Origin of the sequence: Polaromonas sp. YR568, assembly GCF_943371715.1 — a bacterium.
Classification (GTDB): domain Bacteria; phylum Pseudomonadota; class Gammaproteobacteria; order Burkholderiales; family Burkholderiaceae_C; genus Polaromonas.
The window spans coordinates 47,669-72,463 of record NZ_CALRVW010000021.1; the positions used below are offsets into that span (position 1 = coordinate 47,669).

Annotated in this window: 20 protein-coding genes and 2 rRNA genes; 8 read left to right on the forward strand and 14 right to left on the reverse strand. The window is 61.1% G+C overall.

Annotated elements, in window-relative coordinates:
* On the reverse strand, positions 1–1,011 hold the full coding sequence (locus AAG813_RS14855) for a Bug family tripartite tricarboxylate transporter substrate binding protein (RefSeq protein ID WP_341916442.1): 1,011 nt from the start codon (positions 1,009–1,011) through the stop codon (positions 1–3).
* An 82-nt stretch (positions 1,012–1,093) separates the two neighbouring features.
* On the opposite strand from AAG813_RS14855, the gene AAG813_RS14860 reads away from it, so the two are divergent.
* Positions 1,094–1,633, forward strand: a complete 540-nt coding sequence (locus tag AAG813_RS14860; protein WP_341916444.1) for a MarR family transcriptional regulator — start codon at positions 1,094–1,096, stop codon at positions 1,631–1,633.
* A gap of 8 nt (positions 1,634–1,641) precedes the next feature.
* On the opposite strand, the gene AAG813_RS14865 is transcribed toward AAG813_RS14860, so the two are convergent.
* Together AAG813_RS14865 and AAG813_RS14870 are read right to left on the reverse strand one after the other, a co-directional pair.
* Positions 1,642–2,367 carry a GNAT family N-acetyltransferase gene (locus tag AAG813_RS14865; protein ID WP_341916446.1) on the reverse strand — a complete coding sequence of 242 codons (726 nt, stop codon included), beginning with the start codon at positions 2,365–2,367 and terminating at the stop codon, positions 1,642–1,644.
* 249 nt (positions 2,368–2,616) lie between these two features.
* Positions 2,617–3,090, reverse strand: a complete 474-nt coding sequence (locus tag AAG813_RS14870; RefSeq protein ID WP_300560062.1) for an Lrp/AsnC family transcriptional regulator — start codon at positions 3,088–3,090, stop codon at positions 2,617–2,619.
* Between the two features lie 126 nt (positions 3,091–3,216).
* Here AAG813_RS14870 and hppD point away from each other — a divergent pair, with 126 nt between their 5' ends.
* The 4 genes from hppD (at position 3,217) to AAG813_RS14890 (ending at position 6,803) form a co-directional block, all read left to right on the forward strand.
* Positions 3,217–4,353: a 4-hydroxyphenylpyruvate dioxygenase gene (gene hppD / locus AAG813_RS14875; RefSeq protein WP_341916450.1), complete on the forward strand. Its 1,137-nt coding sequence runs from the start codon at positions 3,217–3,219 to the stop codon at positions 4,351–4,353.
* Positions 4,354–4,440: 87 nt separating this feature from the next.
* A complete protein-coding gene (gene phhA, locus AAG813_RS14880) occupies positions 4,441–5,292 on the forward strand; it encodes a phenylalanine 4-monooxygenase (protein ID WP_341916452.1) in 852 nt (283 codons plus the stop codon).
* A 314-nt stretch (positions 5,293–5,606) separates the two neighbouring features.
* The gene (locus AAG813_RS14885; protein WP_341916454.1) at positions 5,607–6,092 is read left to right on the forward strand and encodes a hypothetical protein; all 486 of its coding nucleotides are present in this window, start codon (positions 5,607–5,609) and stop codon (positions 6,090–6,092) included.
* Positions 6,093–6,137: 45 nt separating this feature from the next.
* On the forward strand, positions 6,138–6,803 hold the full coding sequence (locus tag AAG813_RS14890) for a class I SAM-dependent methyltransferase (RefSeq protein ID WP_341916455.1): 666 nt from the start codon (positions 6,138–6,140) through the stop codon (positions 6,801–6,803).
* Here AAG813_RS14890 and AAG813_RS14895 read toward each other — a convergent pair.
* The 9 genes from AAG813_RS14895 to AAG813_RS14935 all read right to left on the reverse strand — a co-directional run bounded on the left by AAG813_RS14895 (position 6,800) and on the right by AAG813_RS14935 (position 20,483).
* Complete coding sequence (locus AAG813_RS14895) at positions 6,800–9,991, reverse strand: AAA family ATPase (RefSeq protein ID WP_341916457.1); 3,192 nt, start codon at positions 9,989–9,991, stop codon at positions 6,800–6,802. The two genes, AAG813_RS14890 and AAG813_RS14895, sit on opposite strands and share 4 nt — an antisense overlap.
* 25 nt (positions 9,992–10,016) lie before the next feature.
* Complete coding sequence (locus AAG813_RS14900) at positions 10,017–11,075, reverse strand: M4 family metallopeptidase (RefSeq protein ID WP_341916459.1); 1,059 nt, start codon at positions 11,073–11,075, stop codon at positions 10,017–10,019.
* 47 nt (positions 11,076–11,122) lie between these two features.
* Positions 11,123–11,782 (reverse strand): Crp/Fnr family transcriptional regulator, encoded by a 660-nt coding sequence (locus AAG813_RS14905; protein ID WP_341916461.1) that lies wholly within the window; start codon positions 11,780–11,782, stop codon positions 11,123–11,125.
* A 65-nt stretch (positions 11,783–11,847) separates the two neighbouring features.
* Positions 11,848–12,504 carry a helix-turn-helix transcriptional regulator gene (locus AAG813_RS14910; protein WP_341916463.1) on the reverse strand — a complete coding sequence of 219 codons (657 nt, stop codon included), beginning with the start codon at positions 12,502–12,504 and terminating at the stop codon, positions 11,848–11,850.
* 228 nt (positions 12,505–12,732) lie between these two features.
* Positions 12,733–16,158, reverse strand: coding sequence for a response regulator (locus tag AAG813_RS14915; protein ID WP_341916465.1), 3,426 nt, complete (start codon positions 16,156–16,158; stop codon positions 12,733–12,735).
* Positions 16,159–16,188: 30 nt separating this feature from the next.
* A complete protein-coding gene (locus AAG813_RS14920; protein ID WP_341916467.1) occupies positions 16,189–17,307 on the reverse strand; it encodes a response regulator in 1,119 nt (372 codons plus the stop codon).
* A 75-nt stretch (positions 17,308–17,382) separates the two neighbouring features.
* Positions 17,383–18,309, reverse strand: coding sequence for an alpha/beta fold hydrolase (locus AAG813_RS14925; protein ID WP_341916469.1), 927 nt, complete (start codon positions 18,307–18,309; stop codon positions 17,383–17,385).
* Between the two features lie 25 nt (positions 18,310–18,334).
* On the reverse strand, positions 18,335–19,960 hold the full coding sequence (locus tag AAG813_RS14930; RefSeq protein ID WP_341916470.1) for a GMC family oxidoreductase: 1,626 nt from the start codon (positions 19,958–19,960) through the stop codon (positions 18,335–18,337).
* Positions 19,961–19,976: 16 nt separating this feature from the next.
* Positions 19,977–20,483: a hypothetical protein gene (locus AAG813_RS14935; protein ID WP_341916471.1), complete on the reverse strand. Its 507-nt coding sequence runs from the start codon at positions 20,481–20,483 to the stop codon at positions 19,977–19,979.
* A 68-nt stretch (positions 20,484–20,551) separates the two neighbouring features.
* Here AAG813_RS14935 and AAG813_RS14940 point away from each other — a divergent pair, with 68 nt between their 5' ends.
* Genes AAG813_RS14940 through AAG813_RS14950 form a run of 3 tightly spaced genes read left to right on the forward strand, consistent with a single transcriptional unit; the run spans position 20,552 to position 23,973 of the window.
* Positions 20,552–21,286, forward strand: a complete 735-nt coding sequence (locus tag AAG813_RS14940; protein WP_341916472.1) for a hypothetical protein — start codon at positions 20,552–20,554, stop codon at positions 21,284–21,286.
* A gap of 59 nt (positions 21,287–21,345) precedes the next feature.
* A complete protein-coding gene (locus AAG813_RS14945; RefSeq protein ID WP_341916475.1) occupies positions 21,346–23,031 on the forward strand; it encodes an AMP-binding protein in 1,686 nt (561 codons plus the stop codon).
* 21 nt (positions 23,032–23,052) lie between these two features.
* Positions 23,053–23,973 carry an MBL fold metallo-hydrolase gene (locus AAG813_RS14950; protein ID WP_341916473.1) on the forward strand — a complete coding sequence of 307 codons (921 nt, stop codon included), beginning with the start codon at positions 23,053–23,055 and terminating at the stop codon, positions 23,971–23,973.
* Positions 23,974–24,162: 189 nt separating this feature from the next.
* Here the strand turns inward: AAG813_RS14950 and rrf are convergent.
* Positions 24,163–24,275 (reverse strand): 5S ribosomal RNA (gene rrf, locus AAG813_RS14955).
* Positions 24,276–24,420: 145 nt separating this feature from the next.
* A 23S ribosomal RNA gene (locus tag AAG813_RS14960) occupies positions 24,421–24,795 on the reverse strand; the annotation flags it as partial.

A 24,795-nucleotide genomic window follows, 5' to 3' on the forward strand; every position in this document is an offset into this window, starting at 1 on the left:
TCAGGATTCGGGCTTGAAGCCGGAGCGCCGGATCACCGGTGTCCACTGTGTATTGAAGGCCTTGAACGAGGCCTCGGTCTGCGCCTGGGTCATGGCCACCGGCACCATGTTGGCGGCGGTGAATTTGGCGCGCGTGTCGGGCTCCGACATGATCTGGAACACCGCCTTGCTGAGCAGTTCCACGGTGGCCCGGGGTGTGGTGGACGGCGCGAAGAACGTGTTCCAGCCCGTGGCACTGAGCGGCAGCCCCTGCTCCTTGAAGGTGGGCACCTTGGGCGAAAACGGCGAGCGATTGAGGCCCGAGGTGGCCAGGATGCGCAGCTTGCCGCTGTCGTGATGCGGCAGCAGCGAGTCCAGGGTGTCAAAAGCCAGCGGAATCTGCCCGCCGATCAGGTCGGTGATCAGCGGCGCCGAACCCCGGTAACCCACCACCTCGATGTTGACCTGCGCCATGTAGCTAAGCATCAGTGCGAAAAAATGCGGCAGGCTGCCGGTGCCGGGCACGCCGGCATTGGCCTTGGCCGGATTGGCGCGAATCCACGCCAGCATGTGCTGCACCTCTTTCACCGGCAGCGCAGAACCCACCGCCACGCCGAAGTCGTAATCCGTGACGGCGGCGACCGGGACGTAGTCTTTTTGCACGTCGTATTTGAGGTCCTTGTAGATCAGGGGCGACACGCTCATCACGGCCGGGTTGGCGAGCAGCAGCACCGTCTGGTCCGGCGGTGTATTGACCAGTTGCTGCGCCGCCAGCCGACCACCGGCACCGACACGGTTCTCCACAATCACCGTCCGCTTGAGCACCTGTTGCAGGCGGTCGGCCACCAGCCGGGCGGCCCGGTCGGTACCGCCGCCCGGTGGATAACCCACCACAATGCGCATCGGCCCGCTCTGCCCGAGCGCCAGGTGTGGCAGGCCCATGCTGGCAACCAGCGCTCCGGCGGCGGCGGTGTGAACCAGTACTTTGCGGCGGTTCAGGTCGGGGGGTGCAGTCACGAGGCGCTGTGGCATGATGATTCTCCGGTTTGTCAGCGACGATTGTCCCGACACACCCATTGATTGCGGAAATCAATCATCCCCGGTGATAACCCTGATGCCCAGCCCCTCGCCCGCCGTGCCGCGCCTGGCGCAGCCAGAAATTCTCGACGACCTGCTGCTCTACCGGCTAAGCCGCCTGCAGGCGGCCGCCGGGGGAGTTGTGCTGCGTTACTGTGAAGGCCAGTTCGGGATCACCCGGCGCGAGTGGCGCGTCCTGGCCGTGCTGGCTGCACGCGGGCCCATGGGCTCGTCTGCGCTGGCGGAGCAGGCGCATCTCGATCGCCCGCGTACCTCCAGGGCCGTCACGGCGCTGGCCGGCAAAAAACTGGTCAGCCGCACCAGCCGCGTCGGGGACGCCAGACACATCCAGCTGGCGCTCACGTCGGCAGGCAGGGCCATGCACAGTGCGTTGTTTCCCCTGGTCAGCCAGATCAACGGCGACCTGCTTGCCGCCCTCACGCCCCAGGAAACGGCACAACTTGGCGAAATGCTGGAACGTCTGCAACTTCGTGCGGACGTCATGGCCGACCAGACCGGCCTGCCGCTGGCTGACCGGTGTCATGGGAGCAGCGCCCGCCACCTCGGGCGGCCGTAACGACAACGCTACATCGGCATGCGGTCGCGGCTGTCACGCACGCCCTGCCGCACTTCCTGGACCATGGCCAGGATGTTCCAGAACTGCTTGGCCTGGACTTTCAGGCGGTAATCGGTCTGGGCAATCTGCTCCTCGACCATCTCGGTCATGCGCGAGTCCAGATCGGCCGGGGGCAGCTTGAGGTAGGCCTCGCTTTCCGAGCCGTCGCGCTCGATCACGGCGCCAGCCTTGCGGGCGATGTTGAGCATGGCGGTGTTTTCGCTGAGCGCGTGGATGAACATCATGCTCACCCCGTCATTGCGGGAATGCATCACCGCGCGGTCGAACAGGCGCGCGCCGTAGCCGCGCCCGCGTGCGTGCTTGAGCACCGACACGCCAAACTCGGCGCAGCTTTTCAGCTCGGGGTCGATCGACAGCGCCAGGTGCGCCATGGCGATCAGCTCGAGCTTGCGGTTGTAAATGCCGAAAATCTCGTCGCGCTCGAAGTTCAGGCCGGCCACATAACGCTGGATCTGCTCGTCGCGGGCGGCGTAGCCAAAGCGCAGGTAACGGTCATGCGCATCCAGCGCCAGCAGGTGTTTTTCGATGCGTTCGCCGTGGGTGGGACCGATGGAGCGGATGGGCACCAGCACAGGCGGCCTGTGCGGCGCGCGCGTTGCGTCGTCCACCGGTGGGCGGAAAAACTCCTTGCCCGCAGAAAGGGACGCCTTGATCAATGTGCCGGGGGTAACCATGGGTTCAATATAAGGGTTTTCCCTAGAATGTCCAGCCCTGAAGGCTATTTAATCGGGCAAACCCGGGGGTCGCCCGAGTTTATAGTCAAAAACGGCTTCAACCCTTTGGGGACGGGCGTCAGCAGCTATGAATACCGTAGCAAATGTCCGCGTCGGGCGTCCACCCAGCCGGGACTAATCGACATCAAAAGGGGGACACCCCCCTAAATCAGCGCCTGGACTGGTCCAGGCCCACCCCGGAGGCGCCCATCAAACCGGCACCGCCGTCGTCGTTTTCACCCGGTCCAGCACAAAACTGGTCTTGCAGTCCTGCACGCTGGGATGTTTGAGCAGCGTGTCCATGATGAAGCGGCTGTAGTGGCCCATGTCGGCCACCACCACACGCAGCAGATAGTCCATCTCCCCGGTCAGCGCCGCGCATTCCACCACTTCGGGCCAGGTCTGCACACTGGCGCGAAACAGGTCCATGGGGTTTCGCTTGTGTGATTCCGTGTGTTTTTCCAGCCGCACGTTGATATAGGCGGTCAGCCCCAGCCCGACCGACTCGGGCTTGACCAGCGCCACATAGCGGTCGATCACGCCGCTTTCCTCCAGCCGCTTGACGCGCCGCAGCACCGCGCTCGGCGAGAGGCTGACCTGCTCGGCGATCTGTTCGTACGTCGCCCTTCCGTCAGCCTGAAGGCTGCGCAGTATGAGCTTGTCCAGCTTGTCGAGTGCTTCCACGCGTCGTATTTTGCAGGTTTGATGCGCATTCATCAAGTTTGGCGCCGTGTTTTGCATAAAAATTGATCCGCACCGCGTCTAAAGTGGATGTGCCGCTATTTTTTTCTGAACCGCCTGGAGACACACATGAACGCCGCCACCACCCAACCCGCCCCTTCTTCAGCCCCCACCGCCGCGGCTGCCTGGGACAACCCCATGGGCACGGACGGCTTCGAGTTCATTGAATACGCCGCGCCGGATCCGGCCGCCATGGGCGCCCTGTTCGAGCGCATGGGCTTCAAGCCGATTGCCAAACACCGCCACAAGAACGTGACGCTGTACCGCCAGGGCGGCATCAACTTCATCATCAACGCCGAGCCCGACTCCTTTGCCCAGCGGTTTGCGCGCCAGCACGGCCCCAGCGTCTGCGCCATCGCCTTTCGCGTGCAGGATGCCAAGGCCGCCTACGAACGCGCGATTTCGCTGGGCGCCTGGGGTTACGCCCACACCGCCGGCCCCGGCGAGCTGAACATCCCGGCGATCAAGGGCATTGGTGACTCCATCATCTATTTCATCGACCGCTGGCGCGGCAAGAACGGCGCCAGGGAAGGCGACATCGGCAACATCGGTTTCTTCGATGTGGACTTCGAGCCCCTGCCCGGTGCGGAACTCAACCCGGTCGGCCACGGCCTGACCTACATCGACCACCTGACGCACAACGTGCACCGCGGCCGCATGGCCGAGTGGTCGGGCTTTTACGAGCGCCTGTTCAACTTCCGTGAAGTACGCTACTTCGACATCGAAGGCCAGACCACCGGCGTCAAGAGCAAGGCCATGACCAGCCCCTGCGGGAAGATCCGCATTCCGATCAACGAGGAAGGCAACGAAAAAGCCGGCCAGATCCAGGAGTACCTCGACCGCTACCAGGGCGAAGGCATCCAGCACATCGCGATGGGGTCCGACGACCTGTACGCCACGGTGGACGCGCTGCAGCTGAGTGGCATCAAGCTGCTCAACACCAGCGATATTTACTACGAGCTGCTCGACAAACGCATTCCGGGCCACGGCGAAAACGTGGCCGAGTTGCGCTCGCGCAACATCCTGGTGGACGGCACGCCCGGCGAATTGCTGCTGCAGATCTTCAGCGAGAACCAGCTCGGCCCGATCTTCTTCGAGTTCATCCAGCGCAAAGGCAACCAGGGCTTTGGCGAAGGCAACTTCAAGGCACTGTTTGAAACCATGGAGCTGGACCAGATGCGCCGCGGCGTGCTGCAGACAGCCTGACCGATCATTCCCGTTCGGGCTGAGCCCGTCGAAGCCCCTCACCCGGCCCTTCGACACGCTCAGGGCGAACGGTCAACAGAGAAATATATGGCCATCGAACCAGTTGTCTACGGCGCCAGCGAGCGCCCGCCGCGCGGTGATTACACACGTGCCGGCGCAGACTACACCTGCCCGCAGGACTACGACAGCTACACCGCCGCCGACCACGATACCTACCGGCGCCTGTACGAGCGCCAGGCGGCACTGCTGCCCGGCCTGGCCTGCGACGAATTCATCGCCGCCCTGCCATCGCTGGGCGCCAGCGACCACATCCCGCGCTTTGACGACATCAACGAACGCCTGCACAAAGCCACCGGCTGGGAAATCGTCACCGTGCCCGGGCTGATCCCGGAAGTGCCTTTTTTCACGCTACTGGCCAACCGCAAATTTCCGGTGACCGACTGGATACGCAAGCCGGAAGAGTTCGACTACATCGTCGAACCCGATGTATTTCACGACCTGTTCGGCCATGTGCCGTTGCTGTTCAACCCCGTCTTTGCCGACCACATGCAGGAATACGGCAAGGGCGGACTGAAAGCCCACGGCCTGGGCACCTGCGAACAACTCAGCCGGCTCTACTGGTACACGGTCGAGTTCGGGCTGATCCAGCAGAAAGACGGCCTGCGCGCCTATGGTGCCGGCATCCTGAGTTCATCCGGAGAACTGAAGCATTCCGTTCAAAGCCCCGAGCCGCAACGCCTGCCGCTGGACATTGAACGCGTCATGCGCACCCGCTACAAGATCGACAGCTACCAGCAGACCTACTTCGTCATCAACAGTTTCCAGGAACTGTTCGACAAAACCGCGCCCGACTTCACGCCGATTTACCAGCGCCTGCGGGGCTTGCCCGACATCGCCGCCGGCGCAAGGCCGGCTGAAGAAGCAGCCGTTCAACACTGAAACAACATCGCGCGGCGCAGCGGGGCGCGACAGCCATTGAATGGTCGTCGGGACGGTTTCCTCCTACAAATGAGGAGAGAAAAGTTCTGTTACACCGTTTACGATGAAGACCCATCGCGCTGCATAGACAACGCCAAGACGGCCAACACCAGCTTCGGCACACTGGCCGCCCCCCATGACGAAGCAATAGGCCAAGCAAGATTTCCCCTTTTCAAGCCGAAAAGTTGAGCCTAAACTCGTCATGCTTGAACATTGCGTTGCAATTGTTACCGGCATACGGCGATTTCATCAATCCGAACTGAGGAGAGTGTTTTATGGGCATTTTTATGAAAGAGCACGACATCTACGTCGGCAGCCTGCAGGAGAAACTGAACCTGCGGTTTGCACCGTCTCTGGGCACCAAGGAGCTGCATGGCGGGCTAGACGAAATGGTGGAGCTGCAAAAAGAATTCGAGATCTTCAAGTTAGGCAGAAGCTTCGCAACCAGTATTGCGGCATTAAACCTGACGGGGCTCTCGAATGCGGAGACGAAGAATCGCTTTCAGCGCTACCTCACCAGTTTGAGAAAAGTGAAGTCCAATGTGGCCACGAAAAGCGGCGATGCAGCCATCGTGGACGCATTGATCCGGAATCTGGCCGCGAAAAAACCACTGCCGGTTTACTTTGAACTGCACGACCTCAATGCCTCCAAAGAAGCCGGTCGCGTCCTGATCACCGAAAGAGGTCGTCCGCTCTTTTATATGAAACAGGATTACCTCGTTGTCTCGTTGCCGCTCGGGCTGGATTCCAAGGCCAAATAGCCGTCAGCAATGCAGCATGGAAGAAGCCCACTGGCGACCGGTGTAGTGCCCCGTGCTTCACCTCGGTTCGCGGGCTTGTGCTCGGATATCGAGCGTTACTACACAGCCAAGATCGGGCTTTACGGGACCAGTCCACTGGGAGTGGACTGGTCTTGTGAACCTACACAGAAACTGCGATTTATCCAAGTCCTGAAGGTCTGCGACTTCGATTCGCCATTTTCTCTCGCCGATTTGGGCTGCGGCTATGGTGCACTGCTGGGATTTCTGGCCGAGCGATTCCATGACAAACAAGTGCGCTACAAGGGCATCGACCTGTCTCCCGCCATGATTGTTCAGGCGAGCCGGTTGTGGGGCAGGAGGACGGATACCGAGTTTACGGTTGGCAATGAACTGAGCGGCCTCTCTGACTACACTGTCGCCAGCGGCATCTTCAACGTAAAACTTCACCAGCCTGAAATCCGGTGGAGACGATTTGTTCAGGCCACATTGGCCCATATGCATGCCCATAGCCGGCGTGGCTTCGCAGTCAACTTTCTGGCCCCGCTCACGGACACCGAGAAAACCCGTCCGGAGCTATATCGGGCTGAGCCAGAGCTGTGGTGCGACTATTGCGAGCGAGCGCTGGGTGCAGATGTCACGCTGCTGACGGGCTACGGAATGCGGGAATACACCTTGCTTGTGCGACATCGCGCCAGCTTGCCCGCGCGCTAGTCGCCGCTGAGTTGCACGATGTAGGCCTCTTCACGCAGCAAGGCCGCTTCACAAATTTTGGCGCCGGTCATCCCAATCAGCTCCCGAGCTTGCCCAAAAATGACCTCGGCGTCGCTCACTCTGTTCTTGACACCGCTCCGCGCCAGGGCACCACCCCAAACGATCAGCGCCCGGCATTCTGTTACCCGGTTGCTCCGCTGCCGCGAAGTTTCCACAGCCGACTGCGCATCAGCCAGTGATTGCTCAAAATTTCCGGCGCCATACCGGCATTCGGCAAGGCTCGCCAGGATTTCTGCCTCAAACTCGACGGCAACCTGGGTACTCCTGATCAGCGCCAGCGCCTCGGAAAATTCAAATGCGGCCTTCTCAAAGTTTGCAGCAGCAGCTTGGGCCAACCCATTGGTCCACAGGTGCGTCGCCCTGGAGTAAGCGTTCCGACTCGTTTGGGCAATGCTAGCCACATGCTCCGCCTGTTCAAGCACCAGACCGGTATCTTTCAGGCTCCACGCCAACTCCGCCTTCAGGTGATGCGCCATCTGCCGAATCACCGGATCGTGGCCGGGTTCAATCGACTCAAACAAAACCTGCAGGTACCGGCCTGCCTCATCAAAACGCATCATACGGATGAGCAGACGCACCCGGACACCCAGGACCCACTGCTTGATGTCGAAGCCAAAAAATTCGCGGTCCAGCTTGTCGATACTCGCCGCCCCCCGCAACGCGATGTCATTCGCAGCCAGCCCCTGCTCAAGCAGTCCGGCCCATGTATAGGCATGACTAAGGGCCGCATTCATCGTTGCAGTACGCCCGATATCACCGTCGTGAACAGTCAGGGCGAGAGCCTTTTTGATGCTCTCCACATACGAGTCTGCCTGGCCTCCACCCCCCTGCAATATCCGTCCCTCGGCAAGATACAGCAACTGGATCAGCCGACCATCGACGTCGGTGGCCAGTTCGATGGTTTCACGCACGATGAGTTGCACTTCCTCGGGGCTCAATCCTTCGCGCCATCCAAGGTAAACAAACCCGCCTCCAATTTGCACGCGCAATCTGTCCACCTCCGGCGAGCGCGGCTGGTCAAGCAAAAGCGCACGTGCTTTGCGCCAATGTTTCATGGCCTGGGTTGAATTAGTGGCTCCCAGCCACTTGGCCGCGCGGGCTTCGTGCTGTGCCGCATTCACAGGCTGGCCAGCCGCCTCGTAGTGGTGCGCAATCAACGCCGCAAATTCGTCCGGTTGCGAGCGGTAGTGGGCTTCGATGGCCACAGCTACCGCCGCATGCAGCCCGGCACGACGGGCCTTGAGTTGGCTGCTATACGCCACCTCCTGAATAAGGGGGTGGCGAAATGCGAACCTGCGCCCACCGGCAATTTCCCGTAGCAACTCCAGCAACTCGGCCTCACACAGGCTGTCAAGTCCGCTTTCAAGCTGATTGGCCAGGTAGACAGCGACCTGCTGCAACACCGGCAACGGGATTTCCTTGCCAATGACGGCACAAATATGCAGTAAAGCCTTCTGGCTGGAGACAAGGCGATCTATGCGCTCGGCAATAACCGCCTGCACCGTAGGAGGAAGTGCACGCGCAATCGTTTCGGCGCTGGGTTTTTTGCCATCGGATTGATCCGACAGAATGCCGCTTTCCGAGAGCGAATGAACCAACTCTTCCGCGAAAAATGGATTGCCGGCACATCGCTCAACAATAGGCAGAAAAGCGTCTCTTGACTCGCCATGACGGCCCAACAATTCAAGCACAAGTTCCTGCGTATCCTCGGCGCTCAACTGCCCGAGATTCATTTGCTGAAAATGGGGCAGCGTTGCCCAGGGCGCGCGATAGTTGGGGCGGTAATTAAGGAGCAACAAGGTACGCGCCCTTGCGACAGTCTCCACCAGCACCTGAAGGAATTCCTCGCTTGCTTCGTCCAGCCAGTGCAGATCCTCAAAAACAATGACCGAGATGGACGCTCCGTTGTATGTCGCCAGTTCGCGCACGATCTCCAGTAACCTGGTGCGCCGCGCTTTGGGAGGCAGCGAGCAAGGCGGCGCATCGGCCGCCGAGACTCCCAAGAATTCGTTCAGAAGCGCCAGATCGTCGAAAGATGTCGGTCCAATCTCCGACATCCGGCGGGTGATGAGCGCCCTGGCTGTTGCCTGATCGTCCTCTGCGGAAATATCGAAAAAGCAGGTGCGCATGAGTGCCAACACCGGTTGCAGCGGGGTAGCATGACCGTAAAGAGGCGTGCGCACCTCGTGGACGGTGACGCCCTGCTCGCGGCACCAATGGGCAAACTCGTGGCCGAGCCGGCTCTTGCCAGTACCCGGAGCCCCTGACAGGCCAATAGCGGAACCAAGCCCCGTGCCGGCCCGGCGCAACGCATCCTGAAGCATCAGAACCTCACGCTTGCGGCCCCGGAATGACGAAAGCACCGCCTGATGGAAGTGAACACGCTCAACATCGCTCTTCATCCGCAGCAGTGCATAAATCTCAACAGGCTCTGCAATTCCCTTGAGATCCTGTACTCCAATGGCACGTACCTCGCAGGCAGGGCGCACGAGTGCAAGACATGCCGCCGTCATGCACACACCACCCGGTTCAGCCAACCCAACTACCCGGCTGGCAAGATGAATGGCGCGGCCGTGAACGCCGCCTCCAATATTTGCATCCACTGCCTGCGGATCGGAGGCCACCTGCCCCGAATGCAGCCCGACACGAATGGACAGCCCTTGCGGGTGGTTGGTGAATGCCGCCTGCATGGCAAGCGCCGCCTCGCAAGCAAGGCTGGCATGTCCCTCAAGTGCACGGGGAACACCAAAAACAGCCATGACTCCATCGCCCAGCGTGCGAACGACGGTGCCGCCAAAATGTTCGATGGCATTGCACATTCGCGCAACCGCCGGTCTGAAATGTCCCATGGCCTGCTCGGCATCCAAGCCGGCAATTCGCTCCGTGGAACTGACGATATCTGCAAACAGGATAGTCGCCAGTTTGAGTTCTCCCCAGTTCGCGGCGGGTGCTGTGACCACCCCAGGCATGATCGCCCGCTTCTGCGCAGCACCGCAACTCCCACAGAATTTGGCCGCAGGTCCGCATTCGTGGCCACAGGCGACGCAGACTTGCGCCAACCCCATACCGCAATTCTCACAATAGCGGTTGGTCTCGGCGTTGACGGCGGCGCAGGTCGGGCAATTCATGACCAAATGTTACGCCGCCACGGTTTCAGGCGAGCACATTGACCTTTTTCCAGGCACTCTTGACTGCTTCGTGGGTTTCGGAACCCTTGCCATGTAGCGTCGCCGCAACGATCAGGGTCGCGTGGGCAGCGTCCAGGAAAGTCGCGCGCGCCCTTAACCGGTCGAACCCCTTGAACCAGACGGGCCCCAGTGTTTCCCAAGAGCGCCCCCCCAGTTTCATCGCAGCCAGGTAAAACGCATGGTTGGCAATACCCGATGCCTTGTGAGCGTCGTCTGTGATCTTGAAACGCTTGTAGTCTTTAATCTGGTCGTCTTCAGGCCAGGTCATCCTGGTGTTACCAGGGTCCTTCAGCGAACGAATGGCCTTGCCTGCCTGGGGAGCCAGGATGTCCTCGCCCAGTAACCAGCTAGCCGCCTGCACCTCTTCTCCAGCATGCCATTGTTTGATCATGCTGGCGCACACGTCGGAGAAGGATTCATTCAGCGCACCGGCTTCACCTTTTAGGGTGGGCGGCTGGCCGGGGACTTGCACCACGCCAAGCCCACCCTTGACCATGTGCTGGCTGATGCCATGAGAAAACTCATGGGCGATGATTCCCAGCGAGCCGGCCAGATTGGTGACGTGTTTGCCATCACCGTCGCCTACAAGCATTTGCTCACCGGTCCACATTGCATTGGCGAAGCTGTAGCCATAGTGAACACTGGCATCGATACGCATCCCCTTGCCATCGACAGAGTCACGGCCCAGCACGTTCGCGAAAAACTGCAGCGCGATGCCAATGTTGTCGTACGCTTGGTTGGCGATCTGGTCGTGGGAGGGGGGATCGTCCTCGTCACGGAGAATTTTGCCGGGCAAAAAAGTTCGGCCTTGGGCGTCAAACACCTGGCGGTGCAGAATTTTGGCGCCACGTTTGGTAGCCACTACTTTCCGGCTACTGGCAGCCCCCCGCTGTCCGCGCAACTGGGACGAGTGCTGGAGTTGCTCCATCAACATTTCACGGTCCTCGTCCTGCGACGTATTGGCAAAATGCCGCAACATTTTTTTCGGGACAGCAAAGCACACGCATCCATACTTGACGCTCATAAGCAACTCCTGCGACGTTGAGAAACGCGGGTATTTCGGCGCCAGAGCTACCAGCGACTGGGCAGCTTCTTGAGCAAGGTGATGCGCCGGATGCCCAGTTCGATGTAGCCGCCTTTTTCGAGGTCTTTGAGCAGCCGGCTGACCATCTCGCGCGAGGCGCCCACGCGATTGGCAATGTCCTGATGGGTGATGGACTCCAGGGTGGCGCTGCCGCCGGGTGCCTCGCCCGTGTCTTCCCGACGCTCTTCAAGCAAGGCGACCAGCCGCCCATACACATCGAGCAGCGCCATGTTTCGCGCCGTCTCTGTCGCAGAGCGGGCCCGGCGTATCACCTGAACCACCAGATTGATTGCAAATTCAGGTTCTTCCACCAGGTGTTCGCTGACATCCGTCCGGCTCAGCACCGCGCAAGTGCAGGGCTCCAGCGTCATCACCGAGGCAGAGCGTGGCCCACCATCGAGCGACATCTCACCAAAATAGTCGCCCGCATTGACCGTCCCGTAAGTGATTTCCCGTCCACTTTCGTCCATGGCGAACACCTTGACACTGCCCTTGAGCAGGACAAAGAGGCTGTCGCCGGACTCACCCTCATTGATCAACACCGCGTTTTTTCGGTAGGTCCGCAACACGCCGCGGCGCGCCAGGGAGCGCAACTCGGGAACCAGTGGCGTGTAAAGGTCTTCGTTGGAAGGAAGTGACGTGCTCATGATGAGCCGTAATCTAGCACGCGGCGGGCTCCCGGTGTGGGCCGCGCAGGGACGACAACCCCTTTTCAGTGAATCTGGGCCAGGTGCACAGGTGCCACCGGCGGCAAGACGGCGACACGGTTCACCAATTCACGCACGCCACTGGAGCCGGTTTTTGCACACAGGCTGCGCACATGGCTGCGGACCGTGGAAACGGCAACCTTCAGCTGGACGGCAATTTCGGGTGTGCTCAAGCCCCGGCACAAAATGGCCAAAACCTGCTCTTCCGTCTGGGTCAGCCCGTAACTGCGCGCAAAAAAGCCAAACATGCCGGATTCGCAGACCTCGGAACGCGCAAAAAACAGGGCAATGCGAACATTCCAGGCATCGGCGTCAGGCTTGAGGGGCACGACGGCCAGCGTCAGGGTCAGCCCACCGCCAGACACATTGATCAGGCTGCGCTTGCCGGCCACCGCCATGCTCAAGGCGTGTTGAAGGGTTCGGCTGTCTGCTGACGTCACGGCATGAATCTCCCCATCCAGCCGGTCGAGCACGCGATGGCGACTCAGTTCTGTGCGAGCCACCCTGTTGGCGTGGATGATCCGGCCGTGCTCGCCCACCACTATGACGCCGTGGCCCAGCACGTCAACCAGCAAGGACAGCACATCCGGACCTGCGTCCGGACGTTTCGCGTCCAAGGGCAAGGAAGCATCCAGGAATCCGGCGGTCAACAGATTGTTCATCTTCAGGGCTTAGCTGTTACAGGTTGTTAAGCGTATGAAGCCTGCCTGTTTCTGGATAGTGAATATGGGACCTCTTTTTTGTGAACAAAGTCACAACTCCATGAAGCGTCACCGTATTCGCAGATCGAATCTGACGGACCCGTATAACCGCCCTATACGCTTTGACCTTTAGAACTCAAAGCCAGAGATAGAAGTGGGTGCAAACTTTCCAAAAAAAAAACCGCAAGCTCAGACCCACGTGTCGAGGATGGCACTGGTTTTAGCCCAGTAGGTCTGCAGCCTTTCCAGCTGCTGCGGGGCGTTGGCCGGGATCTCGCCGGTTTTTGCCACCAGTTCCAGCTCACTGCACACGGTCTGCATGGCCACGGCGCCGACGTTGCTGGTAGCGCCTATGAGGGCATGGGTTGCCCACGCCAAGGCGGCAGCGTCGCCGGCACGGATGCTCTCTTCAACGGCGCGCAGGCGCTGGGAGGCATCGGCGACAAACAGGCCGATCACCTCGCGCGTCATGGTCAGCGCATCGTCGTCGAATTCCTTGAACTGGGCCAGCCGCTCCAGATCCATCAGCACGGGATCAACTGCAGGCAAGAGATCGCTTTTGGGCGTCGGCAGCAATGCCTGCGGCCCGGCGGCGGCGCCCTGGCTGCGCACCAGCGGCGCCGTTGCAAATCCACCAGAGCCTCCCGCAGCGGCCGTCATCATGGGCAGCCACCGCTCCAGCGCCTGGGCCAGCGCGGCGACATGCAGCGGTTTGGTCAGGTAGTCGTCCATGCCCGCCGCCGTGCAGCGGGCACGGTCTTCGGGGGAGGCGGCCGCGGTCAGCGCAATGATGGGGGGCGCCTTCCCGCCCATCATGGCCTGAATTTGCTGGGTCGCCTGAAAGCCGTTCATGCGCGGCATGTTGATGTCCATCAGCACCGCACCAAAGCGCCAGCCCGCCCCGTGGGCACGAGCCACGGCCTGCACCGCCTCGCGCCCATCCAGCGCGGTGGCCGTGTGGTAACCCAGCTTGGCCAGCATGGCGCAGGCCACCTTGAGGTTGACAGCGTTGTCGTCCACCACCAGCAAGGTCAGGTTTTTCGCAGCTGCCAGGCCTTCGGCGGTGGTTGATTCCGAGGGCAGCTTCTGGATGCCAGGCACCGACAGGCAGCGTGCCAGCGCGTCGAACAATTGGCGCTGCCGGACGGGCTTGAGCAGCCGCGCCTCGAACAAGCGGGCGGCCTCATGGCCTGGCGGCATGAAACCGGACGTCAGCAGCACCAGCGGTATCCCCCCCAGCGGCGCCGTGGCCTTGATGACGCGGGAAAGCGCCACGCCATCCATGTCAGGCATGTGCATGTCGGTGATGATGATGTCCGGCAGCACGCCCCCGCTTTGCGCCAACGCCAGCGCCTGCAAGGCCTGGGCGCCCGACTCGGCGGTAGTCACCTGCATGCCCCACAGCTGGAGCTGTCGCGTGAGGACCCGGACATTGGTGACGTGGTCGTCCACCACCAGCGCGCGTTTCCCATGGAGGGCGGCCGCATCGACACTTGCAGCCGCAGGCGGCAGTTCGGCCGGCGGTGCCTGGATCGTGAACCAGAAGGTGGATCCCTTGCCCGGCACGCTGTCCACACCGATGTCGCCGTCCATGAGTTCGACCAGCCGCTTGCATATCGCCAGCCCCAGGCCGGTGCCGCCGTACTTGCGCGTGGTGGAAGCATCTACCTGAGTGAAGGCCTGGAACAGCGCCCCCACGCGGTCAGGCGGTATGCCTATGCCGGAATCGGACACGCGGAATTCGACGCGCACCCGGGCCGGGTCATCGGGGTTGGGCAGGGAATGCGCACTCACGGTCACTTCACCTTTTTCCGTGAATTTGACGGCGTTGTTGATCAGGTTGATCAACACCTGCCGGATCCGCGTCACGTCCCCGGAGACCGCTGCCGGCAGGGCAAGTGAGTCGTTGCCCACGGCTTCCGGCACGTCCACGATCAGTTCCAGGTTTTTTTCCCGGGCGCGGGGCGCGGCAATGTCGCAGGCCTCCTCGATCGCACTGCGCAGGCTCAGGGGCTCAGACTCCAGGTCCAGCTTGCCGGACTCGATCTTCGAGAAATCCAGAATATCGTTGATGACGGCCAGCAACTGATCGCTCGACAGGCGGATGGTCTGCAGGTAGTCGCTCTGTTCGTCGTCCAGCGCGGTCTCGGCGAGCAGGGTACTCATGCCCACCACGCCATTCAGGGGGGTGCGTATCTCGTGGCTCATGGTCGCGAGAAATGCGGCTTTGGCCCGGGCTGCCTGCAAGGCCTCTTCACGCGAGGCGAGCAGCTCGATCGTGCGCTGCGCCACCCGCTCCTCCAGACGCTCGTTGGCCTCTTCAATCACCCGGGCTTTGGCCTGCACCTCGGCACGGTAATGCTTCAGCTGCTCGGCGCTGGAGTGCATCACGCGCGAAAGCTCCATGACTTCCCGCAGATGCGTGCCGCTGTCAATGCGCGGCACTTCACCCCTTCCGAGCTTTTGCGCAGCCACGCTCAGGCGCTTGAGCCGGCGCCCGATGCGGTTGGCAACATAAAACGCCGCGGCCGCCCCGAACAGGACCAGCGCGCCAATGAGGGCCAGGGACACCTTCCAGGCACGCGTGATCTCAGCGGTGAAATCGCTCTCCGGTGCGGCCACCACCAGGGTCCAGCGCAAGCCCGCTGATTCGCCGAAGGGGCGCTGCACCATCAGCAGGGTGCCGTCCTGCAGCGGCAGCCGCTGCAACGCAGTGTTGACGGCCACCGAATCCTCGCGCTTGCGCGCCTGCTCGCGCTGCAGCGCCGCAAAACTTTCGCGGATCACCGGGTTCGCGCTGTGCTGGGGACTTCGCCGCGCAGACTGCCCCGGCGCGTAGTCGAACAAGGGGTCCCCGGCAGAGCCGGCAACCAGCCACCCCTGCTCGTCCACCACGAAAGCCGCCCCGCGTGCGCTGATGCGCTGCGTTTGCAGCAGGTCGGCCAGCCGCTGCAGATACAGGTCCACGCCAAATACGCCTGCGGCGCCGCCGTCTGCGTCGTAAACAGGCTGGGAAAGCGTCACGAACAGTTGCGGTTTCCCGGGCACCACCTGAATCGGGGAGAACACGCGGCCCTTGGCGACCAGCGCCCCCTGGTACCAGCCCCTGGTGCGGGGCTCGAAATGGGTCTGGGCAACCGCCAGGGGGCGGCTGCGGTCGCCGGGCCGGCGCGCAGTGAAGGCCTGAAGACCGGTGTCGGCAGGGGTGCGGAGCTGCACCGTCGTGCCGCTGCTTGCGTGTTCCACCGAAAAATACTCGCCCCGGCTGTTGCCGTAATACAGGTGGGGCACGTCCGCAGACTGCCTGCCCAGCGCGAACGCCATGGGCTCAAAGGCCGCGCTCTGGCGCAGCCAGTCCCGGGCCTGCTCGGTCTGGGTGGTGCTCAGGCGCTCGGGAAACAGGCCGTTCAGGATGGTGTGCGCCTGCCCCAAATGGGCTTCCGTTCCTGACTGCACCCTGGCCGCTACGTTGAACAAAATTCCCCCGGCCAGCTCCTGCACCGCCTGGTCACTGCTGCGCGCCATGAGCCAGGCTACCAGCCCCGCCGGCACGAGCGCAAACACCAGCAAACTGGCCACCAGGATCCGGCTCAGGGAAACCGTTTTTCCTGGCATGGTGCTGCGGTCTGCCGACACACCCACTGGTCAGGCGAGCGCCAGGCCCAGCAACTCGGCGGCATCGATGGCGGCCGTGCGGCCGGGCAGCGATACCAGCGCTCGCCCCCCGGTGTTCACCGCGCCCGTGACGCCGCGCAGCATGGCCACACTGGCTGCAATCTGCCAGCCCGCCTTGTGCGCCTGCTTTTGCAAAAGCAGGGTGGCGCTCACCGTGTCGCCCACCGGCAGTATCTGCACACTGCCATGCAAAGGGTCTTCGAGCCTGGCCAGCGCCACAGGGCCGCTGTTCAAGGCCACACTGACATCAAAACGCGGCAGCCTTTGCCCGGGAAAATGGGTATTGAGAAACTGCTGCACCCGTTTGGCGGCGTCAATCAGGCCCAGGGCGGCCCGGGCGGCGCGCAACCCATGGTTGACCGAGGTCGTATCCGTGCTGTCGACAAAAACGACCAGCAGGCCCTCGCCGACAAACTGCATGTGGCGCGCGCCAAACAAATGCACGGTGTCGCCGGCGTTGTTGTAGAACTGGCGCACCACATCGCTCAACTCCGTGCTGGAGAGTTTTTCGGCCAGCCCCGCGTAGTTGAGAACGTCGACGAACAGGACGGTGGCATTCGAGAACTTTTCGTCCTGGCTCGATGCATCCGCCGCAGGCCACTTGTCGCTCAGCTCGGAGGCCAGTTTTTTCTCATACAGCCGGGCCAGGTGCTGCTTCTGGTCTTCCAGGGCAGCCTGCACCGCGGCTTCTACCGCCATGACCTGGACGGCCGCCTGCATGTGTCGCTTGTTCAGCTGGGCCGCCGCAGCCTCGCGCAACTCGCCGGGGCGGAAGGGTTTGGTGATGTAGTCGTCGGCGCCGCTGGTCATGCCGATGCGCATATGGGCCCGCTCCTGCAGCGAGGTCAGCAGGACCACAGGCGTGGCCAGGATGGCCGGATCGGCACGCAGGGCCTGCAGCATCGCAAACCCGTCCATCACCGGCATCTGCACATCGCTGATGACCAGGTCCGGCCTGTTCTGGCGCACCAGCTCGAGCCCGGACAGACCGTTGTCGGCCGACAACACGTCGTACCCGTCTTTCCGGAGCACCGATGCCACCAGCGTGCGCGTGGCGGCATCGTCTTCCATGACCACTATCAGAGGCATTTTTATCCCAAGCATTGACCGAAACGCGATCAACCCCCTAGCTTACACAATTAGTTACCGAGTAAGAAGTTTTGACTAAGGCGTGCGCGCACTTTTACATGGCTCGCCCTCGATCAGCGCCAAGCTTGCATCCATGACCTGCGGCAAAAACGCAAGTTGTACGTGAGCGGCACCGTGCACCAACCGGTTGTCAGCACCGGAAAGCGTCGCGGTGGAGCTTGGAAACACGATATTGTCGCAATTGGAATACCAGCAGGTGAACAGGGTATGGCGATGCGACGGCATGTCCAGGTCCAGCGCCTGGTGCCACGGTCCGGACAGTTGCATCTGGCGGCCGTTGGTGACAAGGCTGAAACGGGCCAGCCAGGTCCCCCGATGCGGCGTCCCGATGGTCACCACATGGCAGACCCGCGCCTCGGCTTTCATGATCCTGAGCCAGGCACGGGCGGCCAGACCCCCCATGCTGTGGCACACGAGCACCGGCGGCAGGCCGGTCGCCGCCGTCACGCGCTGAACCGCGTCGTCGATCAGCGGCGCGTAGTCGTCTATGGAGGCAAAGGGCGGCTCCAGGTTGAGGGCGACAAAAGCATGGCCCGTCCCTTGAAGCCGCTCCAGCCAGGGCGTCCAGAAGCCCCGGTTGCAGAAAAATCCATGAATGAACACGACCCCGCGCCGGCCTTTTTCGACAGCGTCCAACGACAACTGATCGGGAACAGCCTGGGAGCGAAAAGGTTGGCGCCAGCAAAAAACCCGGGGCGCCACGAGCGTCTCACCCAACCAGGCAGCAGCGAGCTCTTTCCACGCAGGACGCGGCACGGGGTCGGCCCGATTGATGAAGCGCAGCGCCACAAACTCCAGGGCCAGAAAACCCGAGTAGCCGAGCACCAGGACCGCAAAACCGGCCAGGGCCAGCAGCGCCGAGCTCTCCCAGAAAAACACCAGCCATCCGGTCGCGGCCACAAGCAGCGACACCGTGATGAGTTGCTGAAGGCGTGCCAGCATGGGAGGAGCCTGCGCCGGTTGCGGCTCAGGCCAGGGCGACGTCGCGCCCCGCGAGCCTTTTGACCAGTCCCTGCGCCAGCCGGTTCACGGTGCCGTAAATGGACAACTGAGGGTTGGCACCAATGCTGGTGGGGAAAATCGATCCATCGTGAACCGACAGGTTGTCCAGCTGCCAGTGCACACCATCAGGCCGCGTCACGCCCCGCTTTTCGTCGCCGCCCAGGCCGCAACCTCCCATCACGTGCGCACTCACGACCTTGGTGAGCAGCGGCTTCATGGGCAGGGCGTTGACGGCATCGCGCGCTTCGCTCCAGCTGGTGTAGGGTCGGGCCATCTCATGCAGGGGCAACACTTGGCGTGCACCTGCGGCGAACTGGATCTCCACCATCGACAGCAAGGCGCGGCGGGCACCGTCCATCACGTAGTCGGTGAGCGGATAGTCGAGCACGGCGGAGCCGTCCCCGCGCAATTTGACTTGCCCACCGCGTGACTGGTCATGAAAGCCGTCACGCATCAAGGCCAGCAGCGTGTGGTTGTGCGGGAAGCTCTCCAGCAGTGCCTGCTGGCTCTGACCAAAACCCGGAACCGTCGATGCAAAAATGATGGGGTGCAGCGGCGGCGCCTCCAGCTTGTAGCCCATGGGGCCATCGATGGCCTGGGTGTCGAGGAAGTGATCGGTATAAATCGTCTGCGGGGCGCCGCTCCAGGCTTCGACTTTCTGCTGGAACACCCCCGAGCTCATCACCACCGGGTGCAGGAAAGTCCGCGCGCCCAGCAGCCCATGCGGATCGGGTGCGTTCGAACGCAGCAGCACCGCCGGCGAATTGATCGCACCACCCGCCAGTACATAATGTTTTGCTATTATTTTTGTAGCTACTTGCACAGATACGGCGAGGGCTGGAGCACCATTTGGCATCACAGGTCGGCAATAAAGCGCCGTCACCTTGCCATTGGCCAGTTCAAACCGTTCCACGCGCATTTCGGTCAGCAATTGGGCACCCCGGTCCAGCGCAGCCGGGATGGTGGTCACCAGCATGGATTGCTTCGCATTGGTTGGGCAGCCCAGGCCGCAGGAGCCCAGATTCCAGCAGCCCTTGACGTTGCGGGAAATCGCCGCTGCTTTGATACCCAGTCTGGCCGCTCCCCGGCGCAACAGGTCATTGTTTTCGTTGGGGGCCGTGAGCCACGGCAGGATGTTCAGGCGCTGCTCGGCCTGGGCAAAATAAGGGGCCAGCGCTTCGACGTTGTAGTCCGTCAGGCCAAACCTGTCCTGCCAGAACTGCAGTGTCGGCGCAGGCGTCCTGAAGGAGCTGGTCCAGTTGACAGTGGTGGAACCGCCGACACAACGCCCCTGCAGGATGTTGATCGCCTTGTCCTCGGTCTTACGCGCTGCACTTTCCTGGTAGAGCTGCGGATAGGCATCCGACTCCTTCTGGCGGAAGTCGCTGCTGCTTTTCAGCGGCCCCTCTTCAATCATCACCACTTGCAAACCCGCCTTGGCAAGCAACTCGGCGGTGATGCCGGCACCGGCACCGCTGCCGACGATGGCAACATCGCAGACAATTTTTTCCGGTGCGGGGCCCAAGGCGCCGCCCAGAACTTTCCAGCCGCGTTTCAAACCTTCGCGGATCGGGTCTTCGATTTGACTCATGCGGTGTTCACTGCTTTCAGATCCGGACCGGACCGGGATAGCCAAGTTGCGGCCAAGTGGACGCATCTGAGAAATAGGCCGCGGCGGTGATGTCATGCAAGGCGGCATAAGCCTGCCGGCGAAGCACCAACCCAGACAGCCGCATCTCCTGGAGCGACTGCTGGATGCGGGCCTCTGTCGCCAACGACCACTCCTCGCCCAGACCCGCCAGTGTGCGCCGCCCCGGTGCACTCGCCAGCAGCGACAGCAGTTGTGAGAGTTCGGCCTGTGCGTGGGGTGGTAAAGCAACGGTCAGTTCATCCATGCGGTTCAGCAAGCCGTTCAGGGCCTCCTGCCTCGGGCCATCCTCGCGCGGGAGGCTTTGATCAAGCACCGCACGGCCGACGGCCCTGAAAACCTCGCGACCGGCGATGCTGAGCTTGCCACCCTGCAAACCCGGCGACAGCAGCGCCGCCGCGCCGCCGGCAACGACCAGCACCACGGTCGATACCACACCGAGCTTGAGTAAGGTCCTTCTTTGCATCGCTGGAGTTTCGCATGCACGCCTGCGCTTTCAATAGGGCGTCGCACCTAGATAAACTCGGTGTTTATATGGACCCAGCCGCCGCCCGAATTCGCGAAGCCATGCAGGAGGTGTCGCTGCTGCGGCAAAGCCGCATGGCCGATCCCCAACTTCATGCAGCCTGCCTGGAGGTCAAGGGCTTCCAGGCGCAGCGTTTCACGGCCACCTACGCCGACCTCCTCGACAGTCCCCGCTATCAGCGAGCCGCGCATTTTTTTCTGAATGAGTTGTATGGCGACAAGGACTATGCGCAGCGGGACCAGCAGTTTTCCCGGATCGCAAACACCATTGCCCGTCTTTTCCCCCAGGCGGTGGTCGAAACAGCAGCCTCCCTGGCCGAAGTGCATGCCCTGACCGAGGCGCTGGATGACCGCATGTCGCAGCAATGGCTGCTCCACCGCACTGGCAGCCAGGCGGCCCGTTACATCCGGTGTTGGTGCGCAGTCGGCGACATCGCGGCGCGGCGGCAGCAATTGCAGGTGGTGCTGCACTTGGGGCAGGACCTTGATCACCTCACACATATGCGAGGCCTGCGCAGCCTGCTGAAGATGATGCGGACGCCGGCGGCAGCCGCCGGGCTGAGCGCACTGCAGAAGTTTCTGGAATCCGGGTTTGATGCTTTTGCCCAGATGAAAGGTGCCACGGAATTTTTGAATGTGGTGGAGACACGCGAATCAGCATTGATCGACGCCCTCTTCGGCGATGACGCTGTCGCCTGCGAGACCTTTTTGGTCCAACTTCTTGCCCGTACACCGCTGCATTAGGACAAGCCCCATACGCGTGATGCTCCACAGCTTTCACAATGGCGCACAAGGAGTTTTTAATGGACAAGTTTTGGCTCAAGAGTTATCCCGAGGGTGTGCCGCACGACATCGACCCCGAGCAGTTCCGCTCGCTGAACCAGCTGCTTGAAGACTCCTTCAGGAAAAATGCCACGCGGCCTTTTTCCGTCTGTATGGACCGCTGGATGTCCTACGGGGAGCTGGATGAGCTGTCCTCGGCGCTAGGCGCATGGTTGCAGCACCTGGGGCTGGAACCTGGTGCGCGGGTGGCCATCATGCTGCCGAATATTCCCCAGTTTGCAGTCACCATGGCGGGCATCCTGCGCGCCGGCTACACCTGCGTGAACGTCAATCCGCTCTACACCGCGCGCGAACTCGAACACCAGCTCAAGGACTCGGGCGCCACCAGCATCGTGATCCTGGAGAATTTTGCGGGGACGCTTGAAGAGGTGATTGACAGGACGCCCGTCAAACACGTCGTGATCGCGTCCATGGGGGATTTGCTGGGGCCCTGGTATGGCCGCTGGATCACCTTTGCCGTCCGGCATCTTGCAAAAATGGTGCCCGCCTACAAACTGCCATTGACCAATGGCCGCACCGTGACGCCTTTCAAACGCGCCATCACCGACGGCGCAGGAATGGTACTCAAACCCGCTCAAAGCGATCTGGATTCAGTCGCCTTTCTGCAATACACCGGCGGAACTACGGGTTTGTCCAAAGGCGCTGTCCTGACGCACCGCAATATCGTCGCAGCCATCCTGCAGGCCGAAGCCTGGTTCACGCCGGCGCTGCGCCGTCTTGGGGATGTCAGCAAAACCAACGGCATCGCGGCATTGCCGCTGTACCACATCTTCGCATTGACACTGTGCTTGCTGGCAATCCGCTGGGGATCCCACCTGACCCTGATCCCCAACCCCCGTGATTTCGGGAAGTTCATCGAGGTGCTGAAAAAGCGCCCGTTTCACATGCTTCCGGCAGTCAACACCCTGTTCAACGCCCTGCTGCAGCATCCGCAAATCAAGACAGTTGATTTTTCTCACCTCTGCGTGTCCCAGGCGGGTGGGATGGCGGCCTCCGAGGGAACGGCCAAGCACTGGCTGCAGGTCACCGGGTGCCCCATGATCGAAGGCTGGGGAATGAGCGAGACATGCGCGATTGGCACTAACAACCCGGTTCTCAATACTGAGTTCAGCGGCACCATCGGCCTGCCCTTGCCAAGCATAGAGATTGCAATCAAGGACGATGAGGGTCGTTCGCTGCCTGTTGGCCAGTCGGGCGAGATCTGCATCAAGGGCCCGCAGGTGATGACCGGCTATTACCAGCAACCCGCCGAGAACGAGAAGGCCTTTACCGCCGACGGGTTCATGCGAACCGGGGACATCGGCATCATGGATGAGCGAGGCTATACGAAAATTGTCGACCGCAAGAAGGACATGATCATTGTTTCCGGCTTCAACGTCTTCCCCAATGAGCTCGAGAATGTCGTCTCGCTGTGCCCCGGTGTCGTTGAATGTGCGGCCATTGGCATCGCAGACGACAAGCAGGGGGAGGCCATCAAGATTTTCATCGTCAAAAGCGACCCAACGCTCACCGAAGAACAGATTGCCGAGTACTGCAAGCAGAATCTCACGGGTTATAAACGGCCCAAATACATCGAGTTTCGTGACGATCTGCCAAAAACCAATGTTGGCAAAATTCTCCGACGTGAGCTGCGGACAGCGGCGTGATGCATCGTTTTGTGGCGCATCATGCCTGACATGAAGTTGCCCAAGGGTGTTCAGGTTTTTGAGCGGGGCTGGTTATCGTCGAACAACATCCTGCTCACGGGGGACGCATCCTGCGCCCTGGTGGACAGTGGTTACAGCACGCATTCAGCGCAGACCGTGGATCTGGTTCAATCGGCCCTGGGACCACGCTCACTGGATTTGCTGCTGAACACTCACTTGCACAGCGATCACTGCGGCGGCAACGCTGCGCTTCAGCAGGTGTACCCTGAGCTGGAGACCCTCATTCCACCTGGTCAGGCGGCCCTGGTGTCGGTGTGGGATGCAGAGGCCCTGACTTATCTGCCAACCGGGCAACTTTGTCCCCGCTTCAAGTACGACGCTTGCCTCTTGCCTGGCTCGGAAATCCTGCTGGCTGGCGTGCCGTGGCAAATTCACGCTGCCCCTGGACATGATCCTCACTCGGTTGTCTTGTTCGAATCCTCTTCACGCACGTTGATCTCCGCCGATGCTTTGTGGGAAAAGGGCTTCGGCGTGGTTTTCCCGGAACTGGAAGGTGAAAGTGCATTTAGTGAGGTCGGAGCCACGCTCGATCTGATTGAACAGCTGGATCCCTACCGGGTCATCCCCGGGCACGGCCCTGTTTTCAAGTATCGGGCTGAGGTCCTTGCGCGATCACGCGAGCGACTCGATGCTTTTGTGAAGAGTCCGGCCAGGCATGCACACCATGCAGCCAAGGTCCTGCTCAAGTTCAAGCTGCTGGAGCAGCAGCAACTGCCGTATGTGGATTTTGCGAATTGGGCCACCGGCACACGTTATTTCCAGCTTATTCGGGAGAGCTTTTTTCGCGCCATTCCCATGACGGACTGGATCGCTCAACTCACCGATGAGCTCGTGCACTCCGCTGTTGCCAGCAAAGAGGGTGCAATGGTCTTCAATACCTGACGCCGGCGAAAGAACCGGCACCGGCGCAGCCTGCAGAAGGCTTGGCCTCTGATTCGTACGCGCATAAAAAAACTCCGCATCTTTCGAGGCGGAGTTTTTCATTTTTTAACCAAGGCAACTGCGCATTTTCAGACGCACAAAAGAAAACGCCCAGTTGACGTTATCAACTGGGCGCCTCTTGCTGTAAGAGCCTGACGATGTCCTACTTTCACACGGGAATCCGCACTATCATCGGCGCTAAGTCGTTTCACTGTCCTGTTCGGGATGGGAAGGAGTGGTACCAACTTGCTATGGTCATCAGGCATAACTTTTTGATCGATTGTTCAAGGAACAACCCATCGAATTCATAGAGCAAATCAGCTTTTATTTAATGTCTTGCACTCTTGCGAGTGCAGTATTTTGAATGCGTCACTTTGGCATAACAACCTTGAATCTAATCAAAGTTATAGGGTCAAGTCGCACGAGCAATTAGTATCAGTTAGCTTAACGCATTACTGCGCTTCCACACCTGACCTATCAACGTCCTGGTCTTGAACGACTCTTTAGGGGGCTCAAGGCCCCGGCAGATCTAATCTTGAAACGAGTTTCCCGCTTAGATGCTTTCAGCGGTTATCTCTTCCGAACTTAGCTACCCGGCAATGCCACTGGCGTGACAACCGGTACACCAGAGGTTCGTCCACTCCGGTCCTCTCGTACTAGGAGCAGGCTTCCTCAAATCTGCAGCGCCCACGGAAGATAGGGACCAAACTGTCTCACGACGTTTTAAACCCAGCTCACGTACCTCTTTAAATGGCGAACAGCCATACCCTTGGGACCGGCTAC

Bases quoted from the DNA above. Each gene is read 5' to 3' on its own strand.
- AAG813_RS14855 (WP_341916442.1), bottom strand. From the start codon at position 1,011: ATGCCACAGCGCCTCGTGACTGCACCCCCCGACCTGAACCGCCGCAAA.
- AAG813_RS14860 (WP_341916444.1), top strand. From the start codon at position 1,094: ATGCCCAGCCCCTCGCCCGCCGTGCCGCGCCTGGCGCAGCCAGAAATT.
- AAG813_RS14865 (WP_341916446.1), bottom strand. From the start codon at position 2,367: ATGGTTACCCCCGGCACATTGATCAAGGCGTCCCTTTCTGCGGGCAAG.
- hppD (WP_341916450.1), top strand. From the start codon at position 3,217: ATGAACGCCGCCACCACCCAACCCGCCCCTTCTTCAGCCCCCACCGCC.
- phhA (WP_341916452.1), top strand. From the start codon at position 4,441: ATGGCCATCGAACCAGTTGTCTACGGCGCCAGCGAGCGCCCGCCGCGC.
- AAG813_RS14885 (WP_341916454.1), top strand. From the start codon at position 5,607: ATGGGCATTTTTATGAAAGAGCACGACATCTACGTCGGCAGCCTGCAG.
- AAG813_RS14895 (WP_341916457.1), bottom strand. From the start codon at position 9,991: ATGAATTGCCCGACCTGCGCCGCCGTCAACGCCGAGACCAACCGCTAT.
- AAG813_RS14900 (WP_341916459.1), bottom strand. From the start codon at position 11,075: ATGAGCGTCAAGTATGGATGCGTGTGCTTTGCTGTCCCGAAAAAAATG.
- AAG813_RS14905 (WP_341916461.1), bottom strand. From the start codon at position 11,782: ATGAGCACGTCACTTCCTTCCAACGAAGACCTTTACACGCCACTGGTT.
- AAG813_RS14910 (WP_341916463.1), bottom strand. From the start codon at position 12,504: ATGAACAATCTGTTGACCGCCGGATTCCTGGATGCTTCCTTGCCCTTG.
- AAG813_RS14915 (WP_341916465.1), bottom strand. From the start codon at position 16,158: ATGCCAGGAAAAACGGTTTCCCTGAGCCGGATCCTGGTGGCCAGTTTG.
- AAG813_RS14920 (WP_341916467.1), bottom strand. From the start codon at position 17,307: ATGCCTCTGATAGTGGTCATGGAAGACGATGCCGCCACGCGCACGCTG.
- AAG813_RS14925 (WP_341916469.1), bottom strand. From the start codon at position 18,309: ATGCTGGCACGCCTTCAGCAACTCATCACGGTGTCGCTGCTTGTGGCC.
- AAG813_RS14930 (WP_341916470.1), bottom strand. From the start codon at position 19,960: ATGAGTCAAATCGAAGACCCGATCCGCGAAGGTTTGAAACGCGGCTGG.
- AAG813_RS14935 (WP_341916471.1), bottom strand. From the start codon at position 20,483: ATGCAAAGAAGGACCTTACTCAAGCTCGGTGTGGTATCGACCGTGGTG.
- AAG813_RS14940 (WP_341916472.1), top strand. From the start codon at position 20,552: ATGGACCCAGCCGCCGCCCGAATTCGCGAAGCCATGCAGGAGGTGTCG.
- AAG813_RS14945 (WP_341916475.1), top strand. From the start codon at position 21,346: ATGGACAAGTTTTGGCTCAAGAGTTATCCCGAGGGTGTGCCGCACGAC.
- AAG813_RS14950 (WP_341916473.1), top strand. From the start codon at position 23,053: ATGCCTGACATGAAGTTGCCCAAGGGTGTTCAGGTTTTTGAGCGGGGC.